The sequence below is a fragment of the Rivularia sp. UHCC 0363 genome, from assembly GCF_034931125.1.
GTDB lineage: Bacteria > Cyanobacteriota > Cyanobacteriia > Cyanobacteriales > Nostocaceae > Rivularia.
The window spans coordinates 1-15,678 of sequence record NZ_JAYGHM010000055.1 but is presented as its reverse complement, the minus strand read 5'-3'; the positions used below and the strand labels follow the sequence as shown (position 1 = coordinate 15,678).

The following is a 15,678-nucleotide window of genomic DNA, read 5'->3' as shown; positions in this document are numbered from 1 at the left end:
GTTAGGAGTGAGGAATAATTTGACCTTTGACCTTCAACCTTTAACCTTTGAACGGCTAGAATGACACAACTACTGTTGATTTAAGAGGAATATGAGGTGAGCCAATCATCTAAGTTGAATCAAAGATTAATCCAAGCTTTTGGGATGTTTCTGGGGATTGCGATCGCGGTATGGGTACTTAGGGGTTTAGGTATCCTGACTTTTGTTCCTGGGGGAGTTATTTTGCTGTTATTTTTGGCTGCGATCGCGTTTGGGATTCTGAGCTATGTGCAAAAAAAATGGTTACGTTTTTAGTAGTCGTCTTATTCTATAAAAGAAGTATATAAATAGTTCGGAAGTTGCAACCATTAAAAATTGTAATTGTTGGCGGTGGGGCTGCGGGTTTTTTTGCGGCTATAGCAGCGGCTAAAAGTAATGAGAATGCTTCTGTAATCTTACTCGAAGCAAGTCGTCAACTACTGGCAAAGGTTCGTATTTCCGGTGGGGGACGCTGTAATGTCACTCACGCTCTTTTCGAGCCGAAAAGTTTTATCCAAAATTATCCTAGAGGTTCAAAAGCTTTATTAGGTGCTTTTTCTCGTTTTCAAGCCCAAGATACTGTAAATTGGTTCGCTTCTGAAGGAGTAAAGTTAAAAACTGAAGCTGATGGAAGAATGTTTCCCACTACTGATAGTTCGGAAACAATTGTAGATTGTTTGATCAAAACCGCTTTAGCTTATCGCGTCCAAATTCGCACGGGTGAACCTGTGGTTTGGGTGAATCCTGAATTAGAAGCCTCAGAAGACGGTAATAGATTTGAAATTTTACTCAAATCCGGGGAAATATTGCGCTGTGATAAATTATTGCTGGCAACTGGTAGCAATCCTGTAGGTTACAGAATTGCCAAACAGCTAGGTCATCAGGTTGAACCAACAGTTCCTTCTTTATTTACGTTCAATATTTTGGATCAAGAATTGCGAGAATTAGCTGGTGTGAGCGTTGACCCGGTACAGCTACGTTTATCAGTACCAGGAAAACCCCAGCTAGAACAATCGGGACCATTACTAATTACTCATTGGGGCTTAAGCGGACCAGCAGTGTTGAAACTTTCGGCTTGGGGTGCGAGAATATTCCACGAATCGGGTTACAAAGCAACCGTTACTATTAATTGGCTGCCAGATTTTAATCAAGATCAACTGCGAAAAGAACTAGTACAGATCAAAAGCGAATATGGGAAAAGAGCGATCGCCTTACATCGAGGCACAAAATTACCGCATCGTCTATGGCAGTATCTCATATCCCGCGCTGGTATTGACAGAGAAACACGCTGGGCTGAGTTACTAAAAAAAGATTTAAACAAATTAGTACAGGAACTAACGAGCGGACAATTTGCGATCGGTGGTAAAGGAGTTTTTAAAGACGAATTTGTGACCTGCGGCGGAATTAAACTCAAAGAAGTCAATTTCAAAACAATGGAAAGCCGTTTGGTAAAAGGACTTTACTTTGCCGGAGAAATCCTTGATATCGATGGTATTACCGGCGGCTTTAACTTCCAAAGCGCTTGGACAACCGCGTATTTAGCAGGCTTAGCAATGGGTCAGGAATTAGGAATTAGGAGTTAGGAGTTAGGAGTTAGGAGTTAGGAGTTAGGAGTTAGGAGTTAGGAGTTAGGAGTTAGGAGTTAGGAATTAGGAATTAATAATAATTATTTCCCCTTGTCTCCTTGTCCCCTTGTCCCCTTATCCCCTTGTCCCCTTGTCCCCCCATCTCCCCATCCCCCCATCCCCCCATCCCTTAGTAGGGTGGATATCCAAAATCCTCTTCGTCTGGGTAAACGTAAGAGTTAGAAACCCCAGCAACTGCCATTGGACGCGGAGTTTCTGTTTTTACTGGTTCTTTGGCAAAATCTTTGTATTCTTCAAAGGTTTTGGAAATTAGTGCAGATTCTTTTGAGTCTGAAGCAATCAAATATTTGGTTAATGTGGAAACTGTGGGATGTTTGTAGTCTACTGTTGCAGCAACCAAAACCGTATTTGTGGCAATTCCTCTTTCTTCACATTCAACGATCGGGGAAAAAATACCGTGAGCGTGAAATAACGGACCTTTTGGGGTTACGGCTTGTCTGCGGTATCCTGCATAAGCTCTTTCTAATTCGGTCACAAATCCCGAACTTGGTTTACCCTGCTGATACTCGCAGTAAGCTTTACTAAAACTCGCTCCAGCCGCACCATTCAAAGTTAATTGCAAAGGTAATTCATGTAAAAAACTATTATCTTCTCCGACCAAAAATATTAGATAGCGAGTAAAAGTTTTAAATTTAAGTTTGTCCTCTTTAAAAGCATCATAATTATCTTTAAGAGTTCCTAACTTCGCTCCTGTTTCGCGATCTTTGACTGATAAAGGACCTCGACGGACTATAACTATATTTGGCGTGGTGGTAAGACAAACTGTTTCCACTCCCGAACTAAATTCGTGTTCTACCTGCTGCCAATTTTCATCCGGTACAAAGCCGATAGCACGAGCATTATCTAGCTTAATTGCTAAACCGTAGGATGTTACGCCATCGGTGCCATGTCTCGGATTAATCATTTGACACCAAGGAATAACACGAGAAGGTGGTGCGTTGAACTTCTCGTCTTCAAAGTCGAATTTTGCAGATGCTTTCATCGTAAATGCGCGGTTGTCGATTTTGTATTTGGGAATTTGACTCGGTTGAGTAGAATGTAAAAAATTTAAGTGCGAGGAGTGGAATTAGGTATTTGGAGGCAAATAAATGCCGCAATTCGCTGCAACCGAGAATCAATTAAAGTGATTTAATAAAGTCAATTATTATTTATTTATCATTCCGGAGGGACATTACGCATCTATCTGAAGCAGTTTTTAACAAGAACTTCATATTCAATGTATTATTTGGATCGGAGTTGGGTGCTTTGAAATATTTAATTATTTAGAACGTTAGTCTTAAAACATACGAAGTAAATACAGATTATTAGACTTTTTCTGTATCCGCCTGGGAATACAATTCCCAGTCTCAAAGCATTAGTCCATTAAAATGGACTAATAATTTAGTTTCAATAAATTAGTTATATTTATAACATTATATTTAATTATTAAGTATTTTAACTTAAAGATACTTTTTTAGTTAAAAGTTAGGAGAAGACATACAAGCCTTCTTCAGCATCAGAAGCTGGTAACAAATCTCGTGTGGTGTCGCTGTAGCGATACACCGTCCCGGTATCGGCTTTGCCTATCGCCAAAAATTTCTCATAAAAAAACCAGCGGATACTAAACACGCTGGAAATTTCATAAAAAATACAACTCAAAAGTATTTACTCAGATTGCTCGCTTTGTAATTGCTGCACTTGTTCAACCGTTAATCCAGTAGTTTTCGCAATTAAATCAATCGCAAGTCCTTCTTTAAGAAGATTAACGGCAATTGTTCGAGCAGTTTCTTGACTACCTTGGGCTTTACCTTCGGCTCTACCTTCGGCTTTACCTTCGGCTTTACCTTCATCCACTAACAATTGATAAGTTACTGACTCGCGCATAATATCTCTCCTCAGTAAACGTTGAATATCCTCTTGTTTCAATACTAGCCCAGCCAGAATAAATGTAGATGCAGCTACATCGGTTTGAATTTGTTTATCGCTGATGTTCTCGATTCTAGTTGCGACTTCCTGCAAAGTTTCAATTTTACTTTCAGCATTACTCAAAACCGCAAATGGAAGCAAACCGGGAGTTCGCAAAAATATTTCTGTCGGTTGTTCCCAAAGACGGATGACTTGGAAACGATGCAAGGTTTCTTCAAGCTCAAATGTAGTTTTGTAAACTTCTTCGGAGTTGGTTTTTCTGAGATAAATCACCACTTGACGCATTCGTTTCTGGGGAAAACGACGATATCCCCGCAAACGATAGTCAGCCATCCGGAAGGGAATTTTTACATCTGGTTGAGTTTGAAATTCAGCGTGTAAGATTAGTTCGGATGACTGTCTCAAAATCAGAGCATCAGCGCGAATTGGTTCCAAAGAAAGTTCTTTAGGGCTTAACTCAGTTAAAGTTACTGGTTCTCCTAATAACCAAGAAGCAAAATCATTGGGAAAGTTTTCGACTAAGAATTTGCAGAGATTATCAAACATAACGGCACCACTTGTTAAAAGTTATTTTAGTATGGGTACCCGGCTTGTATGATTAATTATTTCTCTCTATATTTTTATAAAATAACTTGGTTGAGAAGTTAATAAATTTTATTGCTAATTACTTGGAAAAATAAGCAATCCGAAGACTTTGCATTAACAGAAAAAGAGATGAACTTGTAATCAAAATTCCCCAAAACCAATGGGGTAAAATCAAAATTTTAGCAATTTGAGCGGTATCAGAATGACCTCCGCAATAACTAAAAACATAATTAAAATCGCGGAACGTACTGATACAAGCTTGTACACCAAGAAACTGAATTAGAAAAACTTTTAATTGTGGAGATGCTTCCAATCCAATTCCTAAAATTATTAAACCTAAGAAAGAAATAACTAAAATTCCAATTCCAGTTCTGACCCAAATGACAACTGAAACTAACATAAAGATACCCAAAATCACTAATATATTTTGAGCTATTTGTAAATCACGAGAAGCCAAAATAAAACCAGCACCAACAATCGGAGGTCCCATAGGACCAGCAGCAGAAACAAGTACTTGACCAATTCTTCCTAAAAATAGGGAACCCCGATATTCATACCGAGCTAGTCCATTTCCATTCGCGAAAATCTCTAGTTTCTTGAAATTAGCTCCTAAAAGTACAGCCATCAAGCCATGTGCCATCTCGTGATACCAGGTTGATAGTAAAGTTAAGGGATAAAGAATTATTTTACCTCCTGGAATTTGCCATAGAATTCCGGTAGCGAAGGCAATTGCAATTAATAAAGTTAATCCCATTCGGTCATACAATACTAAATCGCTCTGATTCATAAATAATTTTTCTAAACTTAATGAAACGATTAACTTATCTATTTTCCCTAATTACTTTATAATATTGCTTGCTGAATAATTAAAGTTAGAAGCATTACATTGTATCAAATATCTACGGCACCACGCAGTACAGATGAATTATCTAGCTCATTTATTTCTATCAGAAGGTACGACAGAATCTTTAATCGGAAATCTTTTGGGAGATTTTGTCAAAGGTTCGATAGATATTTATTCTCAAGGAATAATTAAGGGTATTTATTTGCATAGAAAAATAGATACTTACACTGACTCGCATCCCGTATTTCGGTCAAGTAAAAGGCTGATTAGCGTTAATAGAAGTAGATTTTCTGGAATCATGATTGATGTATTTTACGACCATTTTTTAGCTAAAAGTTGGTTGGATTATTCCAGTATTTCCCTTAGTGATTTTACAAATAATGTTTATCAAGTATTACAACAAAGTAAAAGTATACTTCCCGAACGATTAAAACGTATTCTTCCAGATATGATTACTTATGATTGGTTAGGGTCGTATAAAGAAAATTCTACAATCGATCAAGCTATAAACGAAATTTCTCGCAGAATAAAAAGAAAAAATAATTTATCTGGTGGAGTCGAAGAATTATTTCTTAACTATCAGCAACTGCAAACTGATTTTTCTAAGTTTTTCCCAGAATTAATCGATTATACGTTAACAGTGAGCAGTGAGCAGTAATCAGTCGGAGAATATTACGTAGCTTTGTAGAATTGCGATCGCCAATAAATTCCACTGTCATAATAAAGTAAATCATTATCGGCTCAAATCAATCATGAGCAATTTACAGACAAAAATACCAACTGACACTTGGGTAACAGCATCTTGGGATGAATATATCCAAATAATCGAAAATCCTGCTTATGAAAAAGCGAAGGGTTACTACTACAACGGTAGAATGAGGATTGAAATGTCGGCATTAGGAAACGACCATTCGCAAGACCATACGCTGGTCATCTTGGCTGCTAGCAACTACGCAGCTATCAAAGGTATTCCGATGAATGGGAAAGATAACTGTACTTTTCGTAAAACTGGCTGTAAAGATTCGCAACCTGATGTTTCTTACTACATTGGAGATAATGCCGATGCAATTCCTTATGGAACTTCTATAATTAATCTTGACGAGTTTCCAGCACCGAATTTGGTAATTGAAGTTGCTAATACCTCTTTAGCTGATGATAAAGGGGAAAAACGTTTGCTTTATGAAGAGTTAGGTGTAGATGAATATTGGATTGTAGACGTAAAAAACGTGCAAATTATCGCTTTTTTGATCGAAAATAATGGTAGTCGCCGAATTACTCAATCTCAGATATTACCAGGTTTAAATATTTTAATTTTTGAAGAAGCTTTTCGTCGCTCTCGTCAAATGAATCACAGTCAAGTTATTGCTTGGTTGTTATCAGAATTTCAAAAATAATAAAAACAAAGATAGTCGGAAGTTGTTAGTTGTTAGTTCTTAATCCTAGCTACTAAGCTGATGTGCAGCTAAATTGTATAACAGGAAAACCTGAAAATATTGTAGTGCGGTAGCGCAGCGTGTCCGTAAGGACATGCATCTTGCTCGCTAGTATTATACAAATTAAATGCGTAACAGCTTAACAACCAATTGCTAATTATTAACCATTTCTCGTTTTCTATAACCGCTGAAGTAGACTTAAACCGTGGGTATCGGTACCGCAAGTACTATACAAACCGTATTGTGCAGCTAATTGCTGTATTTGTTGCGATCGCGTTGGACTTGGTTTCCAAGGTTTAGGATTGTTATAAGCATAAAAGCTTTCCACTCCATCGATACCCAATTCCGCAGCAGCAGGAATCAAGTCAAAATGGCTTCTTTTATAACGTGCTGGATGAGCAAGTACCGCTATTCCTCCAGCTTCCTGAATTGCAGCAATTACGTTCACAGCTTCATATTCGGAACCTGTAACTGGTGTTCTATGAGTATAGGGCTGTATACTCGGATGTTGTGGCTCAAATGCATAACCTAAAATGTGAACTTCCACATTTAACAAATTAGCGTTGATTTCCACACCACTCCACAAATAAGGTGCATCCGCACCCTGGTTATTCCATTTCCAATCTTCCAACCATTTTTGAGCAGCTTGATAACCATCCGTACTGTGATGGTCAGTAACTGCAAGTCCTTTCAAACCAATGTTAATTGCCTGCTGCATTAATTCTGAAGGCTGCATTTTACCATCAGAATATACAGTATGCATATGAAAGTTATAATTATTCGGACAACTTTGTGCGTCTAAACTCTGGAATACTTCTTTTAAAAGCGTCTTAGAAGCACAAGTACGGGCAAAATTCACAACCATAGCCTTTTCTTGTGTAAAATTATTTATGCTTAACACTCCACCCAGCAACACCTGTAGTCCGGAAAACATTAATATTCCGGATTTGTTTTGGCATTAACTTTTTGCGGGTTTTTAGCAAAGTTTTTCAATATGTTAAGACTAACTTAGCAAATTTTAATGTTTATGGTCACGAGTATTTTAGATGATTTGTCAATATTGCAGTGATAATTAATTCTTATTACCTAAGTAATTAAGCGCTATTGTCTCCATTTTGCAACAAGTAAAAATACTGTATACAGGAATATACAGTGTGTTTTTTATTGAAAAATATGTATGAGAAAACTTTGCTGTAAATATAGACACTATTTACAGGAATAGCTTTCAGCTTAGCAGTAACTGTTAAGATTAAAACTTTTAAAGACCTTCAAATACGCTGCAATTTGTATCAAGTGGAGGATGAGAATTTTTTCACTGAGTGGATACAAGATTTACCGGAACTAAGTGACGCAGAAAAAACTGAAATCGCCCGTATTAAAAAAAATATACGATTATCAAAGATTAGATGGGTTTCTGTTGGAAGGGACGATAAATGTACCTCACCGATTTAAAATTCACTTTTATATTTAAGATTTATCTTTATTCTCTTATCGCTTGCTTAACTATACACCCATTTCATCTGCTGATTTTTTTGTATCTTGTAAGCGTAGTTGAATATTTCAGGACTTACGCGATTGTCACAAGACTCGGATGGTGCGTGACATCAAAAACCTTATTATTCCGTTAAAAATCTATCATTGTCTCACAGCAACGGCAATAAAGCGGGAAGATTATCTACACCGCTTTTTGCCTCCCCTACAAAAAAATGTGCCAGTTGCGTAAGTCCTATATTTACTTATATCTTTTTTGACGATAATTCAGAAATATTGCATAAATCTGAATAAACCGACTCTAATAAATTTTCTAGAGGTCAAATTCCTAAAACTGACTACTCCCTATTCCTCAACCTTCCGCTGCACTAATTGAGTAATCAAAGTAATAACTCTATTTTCATCAATCGGCTTCGCAACGTGATGTTGGAAACCAGCAGATATAGCTAGCTGACAATCCCATTCTCCCGCATAGGCAGTCAAAGCAATGGCCGGAATTTGATAGTATGGTTGGGTAATTTGCCCGCGAATTGTTTGGATGAACGTATAACCATCCATCTCCGGCATTCCAATATCACTGAGCAAAACATCAAACCGGCTTTGTTCCAAGGTTTGCAACGCTTCCAAGGCAGATGCGGTAACAGTGACATTTGCTCCACTTTCCCGTAACAAAAACGCTAAAAAGTCACAGGCATCGACATCATCATCCACAACCAGAATGCGAATGTTAGCTAACGGGGTAATATTTGATTGTAGTACAACACAGGTCATTTCCTCATCAGGAATTTGGGAATTATCCCGAAGCAATGGAAACTGAACGGTAAAAGTTGCTCCCTGACCTATTCCCGCACTGTCTACCCCAATCCTGCCACCATGCAACTCGACAATTTGACGTGCGATCGCAAGTCCCAATCCTAAGCCACCAAATTTTCGCGTCGTAGCCCCATCTTCCTGGCGGAAATGTTCAAATATATAAGGCAAGAACTCAGGATTTATCCCCTTGCCGGTATCAATAATTTGAATTTGTGCATAATTATCGACCTGTGTCAGATGAATGTGAACTTGCCCCCCATTGTCCGTAAATTTGACAGCATTGGAAAGTAAATTCCAAACTACCTGTTGCAACCGTCCCGCATCCCCATTTACTAGTATCGGACTATCGGGAAGTACTAGATTAATTTGAATATTTTTAGTATCTGCCGCTAATTGCACTGTTTCTAAGGCAGCAGAAATCACCAACCTTAAACTGACAGGCGCGGCAGTTAGGGTAAGCTTGCCTCGCATAATTCGGGAAATATCCAGCAGGTCTTCAATCAATTGCGCTTGCAGTTCGGCATTACGTTGAATCGTAGCCAGCGCATCCTTAGTTCGAGTTTCATCTAACTTGCGCTGTTGCAAAAGCTTTGCCCAACCGAGAATGGGATTAAGCGGCGAGCGTAATTCATGGGACAGCACCGCTAAGAATTCGTCCTTAATTCGGTTGGCTTGTTCTGCTTCTGCACGTGCCGCTTGTTCCTTTTTCAGTAAGTGTTCTCGTTCTAAATCCGCTTGTTTGCGTTCGGTAATATCAAGTGCTGCCAAAATTGCATAGATAGGTCGCCCAGATGCCCCCATTCGGTCAAAAAAGACCTGTTTGCGAACGGTAAGCCATCGAACTTCGCCTGTTTCCCAAACAACGCGATGGTCGCGGGCAAACCAACCTGTACCCCTTGGGTCTAAAACCTGCTCAATAATCTCAAGCAATTCATCATGTTCCTCTGGGTGGAACGTCGCATGAATCTGCGAACGTGAGACGACTAATTGCGAGGTGGGTAATCCAAATAAAGTAGCGGCTTCTGGTGATAGTTCGACGTTATTTGAGGCGTAATCGAATTTAGCAAGCGCAACTCCTGCAACTTTAACACCCAATTGTAACCGTTCCTGCGATTCTTCCAAGCGGTGTGCAGTACGTTGAGCAATTTGGTTAAAGAGACGCTCTTTCTCGACAAACTCTTGAAGTTGGTTTTCTAATTGAGCATTTTTGATGGCATGGTTCACAGCACACCGCAATTCATGTGCCGAAAGCTGTCCCTTAATTAAATAATCCTTTGCGCCAGTTTTCAATAACTGAACTGCGATCGCTTCATTGCCTTGCCCAGTTACAACAATTATGGGGGGAAGATAACCGTTTGATTGAGCGTGCAGTGCTGCTATAAATTCCAACCCTTCGTAATCTGGGAGGCGATAGTCCAATAAAATAATATCTAGTTGAGTCGTTCGGCAAATTTCTAGCCCCGCATCTCCAGTCTCCGCCTCTAAAATCCTATAAGTGTGATGCGTATCCTCATGTAAATATCGGCAATACATCTCTCGGTCTTCCGCACAATCTTCCATTACCAAGACCGTTCGGGTCTGTGGCTCGTTTTGAGACAGCAAGCTAGGAATTGCCGATTCAGCCTGCACGCCTTTTTGTAACGTCACATCCGTGAACATTGCCACAGCTGCCCAAGGAGTTGGATTGTGGACTTGAAACAACGGGTAGGCATTAATTTTTAGCCAAATCAAATTACCATTCGGTTGATAAACCCCCATGACAACACCAACAACGGGTTGACCAGTTCGGAGTGCTACTATTGCTGGATGAGCATCCCCTGGAAATTGCGACCCATCCTCTTGAATGGTTTGCCAGAGGTGGTCAAGCGACGTGCTAGAGAGCATTTGCGCCAGCGTAAACCCGAGGATACTCTCTGCTGCTGCATTACAAGCTTGAATCGTACCGTCCGCAAGATGAAACACCATTCCCGTGGCAACTTCTGGAATGTTCCATTCCATTGAGTGATAATTATCCAAGATATTGGGGATTTGAGTTCCAAAATCGCGTTGATTCTGCATTTTTTTTAATGGATGCCCACCAGGATATTTATCAAAAAACATAATTATTACAGGAATTGCTCAACTTTCGCAAAAACTTTTCATTATTTTACGGTATTCTCAGGGCAGGATGTATCATGCCCCTACGGTGTCTGTACGAGCGATTGAGATAAATTCAAACTTGGATTAAGTTACACCGATATTGTCGCATTTATCTATTTCTTCACCAAAATATAAGCATTGGCATACTCAGGCAACTGATTAACGTATTGTTGAAAATCGTTTTTATTTTTGAAAATACCCGAAAGGAAATCAAGTTGATAGAGACTAGTAGTCTGTCACACCAACTTTGACGGGTGAGGACAGGATGGGAGAGAGGGGGAGAGGGGGAAGTGTGGGGAGAGGGGGGAGAAGAGAATTTTAGATATTTCCGATTACCACTTAAAACTTATGTGGTGGAGTACTAGGTAAAAACGCACCACCAGTATCAGCGATAATCCCCATTCAGGGTAGATATAGCATGACTGATACCAGGAGCAAGATAACTTCAATCCGGCAACCCAATCAATTCTCCATTCCCAGAAATTACTTCACCAATGTTATAAGCTGGAATATCCTGAGATTCAAAAAAGCTAATCGTTTGCTGTGCTTGTAACGGTGGAACTAGTACAACAAAACCAATTCCCATATTGAAGGTATTATACATAGCACTCGAATTAACATCACCGACTTGCGCTAACCATTCAAACACGGGTGGAATTGTCCAGCTATTGGTTTTAATTTCTAAAGATTTTCCTTCCCCCAAACACCTGGGTAAATTTTCCGGTAATCCACCACCTGTAATGTGAGCCATTGCGTGGATTTCCAAACCGGCTTTTTGCGCTGCTAATATTGATTTGACGTAGATGCGTGTCGGTGTCAAAAAAGTTTCGCCTAAAGATTTACCATTAAATAAACTTGGGGTATCGTCCCAACTTAATCCTTTATCGCTAATAATTTTTCTGACCAAACTAAAGCCGTTGCTGTGTACCCCAGAACTAGCGAGCGCGATCGCAACATCTCCGACTTGCAAAAGACTTCCATCAAGCATCTGACTTTTCTCGACTATTCCCACACAAAAGCCAGCCAAGTCATATTCTCCCACTTGGTAAAACCCCGGCATTTCAGCGGTTTCTCCTCCTAATAAAGCGCAACCCGCTTGTTTGCAACCAGAAGCAACACCTGCAACCACTTGAGTTAACTGCTCGGGATTTAGTTTACCAGTTGCTAAATAATCCAAAAAGAATAACGGTTCTGCACCTGATGTCAGCACATCGTTAACGCACATAGCCACCAAATCTATACCGACAGTATCGTGACGGTTGAGAATATTGGCGATTTTCAACTTTGTTCCTACACCATCGGTACCCGAAACTAAAACAGGTTGCTTATAACCTGCGGGTAACTCGAAACAACCTCCAAAACCACCCAATCCACCAATTACTTCCTTTCTAAAAGTGCTGTGAACCAAATTGCGAATTTGACCGACAAAATCGCGTCCAGCTTCAACATCAACCCCTGCATCCCGATAATCCATTTCATTGAACAGTAATCAGTTACTAAATATTAATTCTTAATAGTGTTAGTTAATTATTTATTTTATTTGCCGTCAAAATACTTTATCTTCGATACCAACCCACCATTCACCTAAATTCATTAAATCTTGGTGGATATCTTGGAGATTTTCAGCATATTCGTTTTCTGAAAGTACGGCTCGACTCTCTTCTAATTTAAGGAGTCGTAACTGTACTAACAACCAAGGTTTAGAAATACTTTGAGTCGCTTCAATATATTGTGCAAGTTCGGTGCTATTCATTTAATAATTGATTATTGTTAATTGATTATTGTTAAGGAAACTTCGACGTAACTTTACCAAGAATTTTATTAAGGGGAATAAAACCGTAAGAGCGGCTGTCAGTACTTGCAGAGGGATTGTCTCCTGTAAGAAAACAAGAACCATCTTCTAGCACTACAGCCACTCTTTTGATTATTTGTGTTGTTTGATAGGGATGTCGTGCTACTACGATATCACCTACCTTTGGTAACTTTCGCCGATAAGCTTTGGGATTAAATAATATTTCCTCTGCTGGCTGAAACTCTGGAAGCATAGAAAAACCGCTAACGCGCAATCTTTTCCGCATTCCTAGAAGTAACTGTAGCAATTTTAAGGCTGTTTGTAGTTCCTCCATTGCTTATTCGGCCAATATCGTCTCGACTGCTATGAAACAATTTTGGATATCTTAGCTAGCTTTGTACCAAGAAACATCACGGTCTTTGGTTGCCCAGAACATATTATGAATTTTATGTACGGCTTCCATTAATTCGTTTGCGTGATCGATGTTAACTTCTACTTTACAAGCGGAGCAAAGTTTTGCTGCTTTCCAGAAGGTGTCGTGTAGGTCTGGATACTTTTCGAGGTGTACTGGCTTGAAATAATCTGTCCAAAGAATTAATAAGTCTTCTTTGGTTTTTTGAGCTTGTTCTTCTTTGATCGCAACGAAACGAGATAAAGTGTTGTGGTAAGCAATCATTGATGCTTTGTCACCAATCTCTGGATGCTGTAAATCCATGATTTTTTTAGTCATGGAGACTACTGCTTCTGCTGTAATTCGGGCAGAAGAAGGGTCATAAACTCCGCAAGGTCCGTCGCAGTGAGCGCTTACCTGTGGTGCAGGAAAATTAGATTTTAGCTTTTGAGCAATTTTTTTGAACATGGTTTTTCCGAAGAAGGTCGATCGAGATGTTTGTAGATAACTTGGGGAAGCAATATATAGCTCAGATTAACGCAAAAGTTATAGTGTAGAACTCTTGATTTTAATGGAGCTATCCCCCCCTACCCCATTTAGCTTAGTGCTATTGTGTAACCCAAGCAACCTTCGATAAAGATATTTTTTCTTTTCAACTCTATTAAATATCCAAATGATTCTCCGAGTCACCACCGTGGGATGGTACTAACTATAATCTGAGAACTCCATCTCCGGTAAAGGATGACAGAGCCTCATAATCATGCCACAATAGAAACTGGTCGTTAAATTCTCCGATTACAGAAAATAGATGTTAAAAGCTAGCGGGGATTAGAAATGTGCCAAACACTGTTGATAAAGGTTGACTATTCTGCTTGTGACTTCATCAATAGTTAGACCGTCGGTAACTATTTCTATAGCATTTTCTGCTTTTCTGAGCGGTGAAACCAGTCTGGTACTGTCTTTCCAGTCACGTTCTTCAATGCTGCGTTCGAGTTCTTCCAGACTTAGTGGCTCTTGTCCTTGTCTCTGCTTGTCTTGCTGGCGGCGGGATGCGCGTTCGGCAACGGTTGCAGTCAAGAAGATTTTTACCTCAGCATCGGGAAAAACTTGAGTACCGATATCCCGTCCTTCGGCAACTAGACCGCCTTTTTTACCCCAGCTTTGCTGTTGTTTTACCAACGCGCTTCGCACGGCACTTTGTGCTGCGATCGCCGATACTTTTGATGTTACCTCGGTCGTCCGAATCTCATTAGTAACATCCATATCGTCGATCCAAACCCGCACCGGCGATTTTAAGTCTTCACTCGGAATCAATTTAATTCGACAGCAGCTTGCCAACTCGGCGATCGCACAATCATCATCTAACTGAATTCCCTTTTGCAATACCAGCCACGTCACGGCACGGTACATAGCACCTGTATCCAAAAACACTAGTCCTAGTTTAGCTGCAACTTGACGAGCTACAGTAGATTTACCGGCACCAGCGGGTCCATCGATGGCGATTATCGGTTGGCGATCGCGCAAAATGGTATTGTCAATGATTCGTGTCGGACCAATATGAGCCGCGATCGCAATCATTCCTTCCTCCTGAATTTCATCTAAGGGTATTAACGTAGTTGGTTCAATCAATTCAATATATTCCACTGATACAGTACTGACCATTGCGATTTCTTGAAGAACAGCATCAATCAGCTTGTTACTTTTACGAACTCCACTGCGAAAAACAGCACGAGCTTTCTGCAAGCCACGATACAAAACAGCTGCTTGCTGTTTCTGACTTGCAGTTAAATATTGGTTGCGGGAACTTAAAGCAAGACCATTCGCTTCCCTGATGATTGGACAAGCGACAATTTCTACTGGAAAATTAAGATCCTTAACTAGCCGTTTAATAATGGCTAATTGTTGACCATCCTTTTGACCAAAGTAAGCTCGATCTGGCTGCACCAAGTTGAAAAGCTTGGTAACAATCGTAACCACACCCTGAAAATGTCCTAGCCGAGTACGACCACACAAGCCTGATATCATATCAGATGGTGGAGTAACTTGTGTAACAATTAAATCTTGTATATTCTTCCGGGCAATTCCGATCTCTTCCGGACTTGGTACAAACATAGCATCTACCCCAGCTTCTTGGCAGAATTGCTTATCTTGTTCCAAAGATTGGGGATAGCGATCGTAATCTTCATCAGGACCAAACTGTAGGGGGTTGACAAAAATACTAACTATGACTATAGCATTTTCCTGCCGCGCCCGTTTAATCAAGCTCAAATGACCCTGATGCAAAGCTCCCATTGTGGGAACCAAGCCTACTGCTGTTGGGAAGCGAGTTGTCATTTCATGGGGTAGTGGCTCACCAGAATGCAAAGGCAAGATTCGCCAACGGAGTTTATTCAAATAGCAGCGTAATGCTGCGACCGTTGTCAACAGGCGCACAAAAAAACCTCTATCTACACTAGCTTTCCCCCGTTAGTTTATATCCGAATTCGGGGAAAGAGTGTATTAAATAGAGGAATCTCAAGATAATTTATGATTTTAGGGTATGGGGAATAGGGAAGAGGAGATGGGGGGATGGGGAGATGGGGGATGGGGGGATGGGGGGATGGGGAGATGGGGAGATGGGG

14 protein-coding genes are annotated in these 15,678 nt (G+C 40.0%); 4 read left to right on the top strand and 10 right to left on the bottom strand.

Annotated features, from left to right (window positions below):
• Positions 1-96: 96 nt before the first annotated feature.
• On the top strand, positions 97-294 hold the full coding sequence (locus VB797_RS25370; RefSeq protein WP_323240534.1) for a hypothetical protein: 198 nt from the start codon (positions 97-99) through the stop codon (positions 292-294).
• Between the two features lie 44 nt (positions 295-338).
• Entirely contained in the window at positions 339-1,601 is a 1,263-nt protein-coding gene (locus tag VB797_RS25365) for an NAD(P)/FAD-dependent oxidoreductase (RefSeq protein WP_323240533.1), read from the top strand.
• 172 nt (positions 1,602-1,773) lie between these two features.
• On the opposite strand, the gene VB797_RS25360 is transcribed toward VB797_RS25365, so the two are convergent.
• The 3 genes from VB797_RS25360 to VB797_RS25350 form a co-directional block, all read right to left on the bottom strand.
• The gene (locus VB797_RS25360) at positions 1,774-2,646 is read right to left on the bottom strand and encodes a DUF5895 domain-containing protein (protein ID WP_323240532.1); all 873 of its coding nucleotides are present in this window, start codon (positions 2,644-2,646) and stop codon (positions 1,774-1,776) included.
• A 662-nt stretch (positions 2,647-3,308) separates the two neighbouring features.
• Entirely contained in the window at positions 3,309-4,115 is an 807-nt protein-coding gene (locus VB797_RS25355; RefSeq protein WP_323240531.1) for an Rpn family recombination-promoting nuclease/putative transposase, read from the bottom strand.
• Positions 4,116-4,233: 118 nt separating this feature from the next.
• Positions 4,234-4,941, bottom strand: a complete 708-nt coding sequence (locus tag VB797_RS25350) for a M50 family metallopeptidase (RefSeq protein WP_323240530.1) — start codon at positions 4,939-4,941, stop codon at positions 4,234-4,236.
• A gap of 133 nt (positions 4,942-5,074) precedes the next feature.
• Here VB797_RS25350 and VB797_RS25345 point away from each other — a divergent pair, with 133 nt between their 5' ends.
• Together VB797_RS25345 and VB797_RS25340 are read left to right on the top strand one after the other, a co-directional pair.
• A complete protein-coding gene (locus VB797_RS25345) occupies positions 5,075-5,656 on the top strand; it encodes an ACP phosphodiesterase (RefSeq protein ID WP_323240529.1) in 582 nt (193 codons plus the stop codon).
• A gap of 94 nt (positions 5,657-5,750) precedes the next feature.
• The gene (locus VB797_RS25340) at positions 5,751-6,392 is read left to right on the top strand and encodes a Uma2 family endonuclease (RefSeq protein ID WP_323240528.1); all 642 of its coding nucleotides are present in this window, start codon (positions 5,751-5,753) and stop codon (positions 6,390-6,392) included.
• A gap of 217 nt (positions 6,393-6,609) precedes the next feature.
• On the opposite strand, the gene VB797_RS25335 is transcribed toward VB797_RS25340, so the two are convergent.
• The 7 genes from VB797_RS25335 to VB797_RS25305 form a co-directional block, all read right to left on the bottom strand.
• Positions 6,610-7,296 (bottom strand): PHP domain-containing protein, encoded by a 687-nt coding sequence (locus VB797_RS25335; protein ID WP_323240571.1) that lies wholly within the window; start codon positions 7,294-7,296, stop codon positions 6,610-6,612.
• A gap of 971 nt (positions 7,297-8,267) precedes the next feature.
• Complete coding sequence (locus VB797_RS25330) at positions 8,268-10,793, bottom strand: response regulator (protein ID WP_323240527.1); 2,526 nt, start codon at positions 10,791-10,793, stop codon at positions 8,268-8,270.
• A 526-nt stretch (positions 10,794-11,319) separates the two neighbouring features.
• Complete coding sequence (gene purM, locus VB797_RS25325) at positions 11,320-12,348, bottom strand: phosphoribosylformylglycinamidine cyclo-ligase (protein WP_323240526.1); 1,029 nt, start codon at positions 12,346-12,348, stop codon at positions 11,320-11,322.
• A gap of 72 nt (positions 12,349-12,420) precedes the next feature.
• A complete protein-coding gene (locus VB797_RS25320; RefSeq protein ID WP_323240525.1) occupies positions 12,421-12,627 on the bottom strand; it encodes a hypothetical protein in 207 nt (68 codons plus the stop codon).
• Positions 12,628-12,658: 31 nt separating this feature from the next.
• A complete protein-coding gene (sodX, locus tag VB797_RS25315) occupies positions 12,659-13,000 on the bottom strand; it encodes a nickel-type superoxide dismutase maturation protease (RefSeq protein WP_323240524.1) in 342 nt (113 codons plus the stop codon).
• A 51-nt stretch (positions 13,001-13,051) separates the two neighbouring features.
• Entirely contained in the window at positions 13,052-13,525 is a 474-nt protein-coding gene (gene sodN / locus VB797_RS25310; protein WP_323240523.1) for a superoxide dismutase, Ni, read from the bottom strand.
• Between the two features lie 360 nt (positions 13,526-13,885).
• Positions 13,886-15,490 (bottom strand): bifunctional pantoate--beta-alanine ligase/(d)CMP kinase, encoded by a 1,605-nt coding sequence (locus VB797_RS25305; RefSeq protein ID WP_323240522.1) that lies wholly within the window; start codon positions 15,488-15,490, stop codon positions 13,886-13,888.
• Positions 15,491-15,678: the final 188 nt, after the last annotated feature.

Excerpts from the sequence above, each read along its gene's own strand:
- VB797_RS25340 (WP_323240528.1), top strand. The coding sequence starts at position 5,751 with ATGAGCAATTTACAGACAAAAATACCAACTGACACTTGGGTAACAGCA.
- VB797_RS25350 (WP_323240530.1), bottom strand. The coding sequence starts at position 4,941 with ATGAATCAGAGCGATTTAGTATTGTATGACCGAATGGGATTAACTTTA.
- VB797_RS25355 (WP_323240531.1), bottom strand. The coding sequence starts at position 4,115 with ATGTTTGATAATCTCTGCAAATTCTTAGTCGAAAACTTTCCCAATGAT.
- VB797_RS25330 (WP_323240527.1), bottom strand. The coding sequence starts at position 10,793 with ATGCAGAATCAACGCGATTTTGGAACTCAAATCCCCAATATCTTGGAT.
- VB797_RS25335 (WP_323240571.1), bottom strand. The coding sequence starts at position 7,296 with ATGGTTGTGAATTTTGCCCGTACTTGTGCTTCTAAGACGCTTTTAAAA.
- sodX (WP_323240524.1), bottom strand. The coding sequence starts at position 13,000 with ATGGAGGAACTACAAACAGCCTTAAAATTGCTACAGTTACTTCTAGGA.
- VB797_RS25320 (WP_323240525.1), bottom strand. The coding sequence starts at position 12,627 with ATGAATAGCACCGAACTTGCACAATATATTGAAGCGACTCAAAGTATT.
- sodN (WP_323240523.1), bottom strand. The coding sequence starts at position 13,525 with ATGTTCAAAAAAATTGCTCAAAAGCTAAAATCTAATTTTCCTGCACCA.
- VB797_RS25360 (WP_323240532.1), bottom strand. The coding sequence starts at position 2,646 with ATGAAAGCATCTGCAAAATTCGACTTTGAAGACGAGAAGTTCAACGCA.
- purM (WP_323240526.1), bottom strand. The coding sequence starts at position 12,348 with ATGGATTATCGGGATGCAGGGGTTGATGTTGAAGCTGGACGCGATTTT.
- VB797_RS25345 (WP_323240529.1), top strand. The coding sequence starts at position 5,075 with ATGAATTATCTAGCTCATTTATTTCTATCAGAAGGTACGACAGAATCT.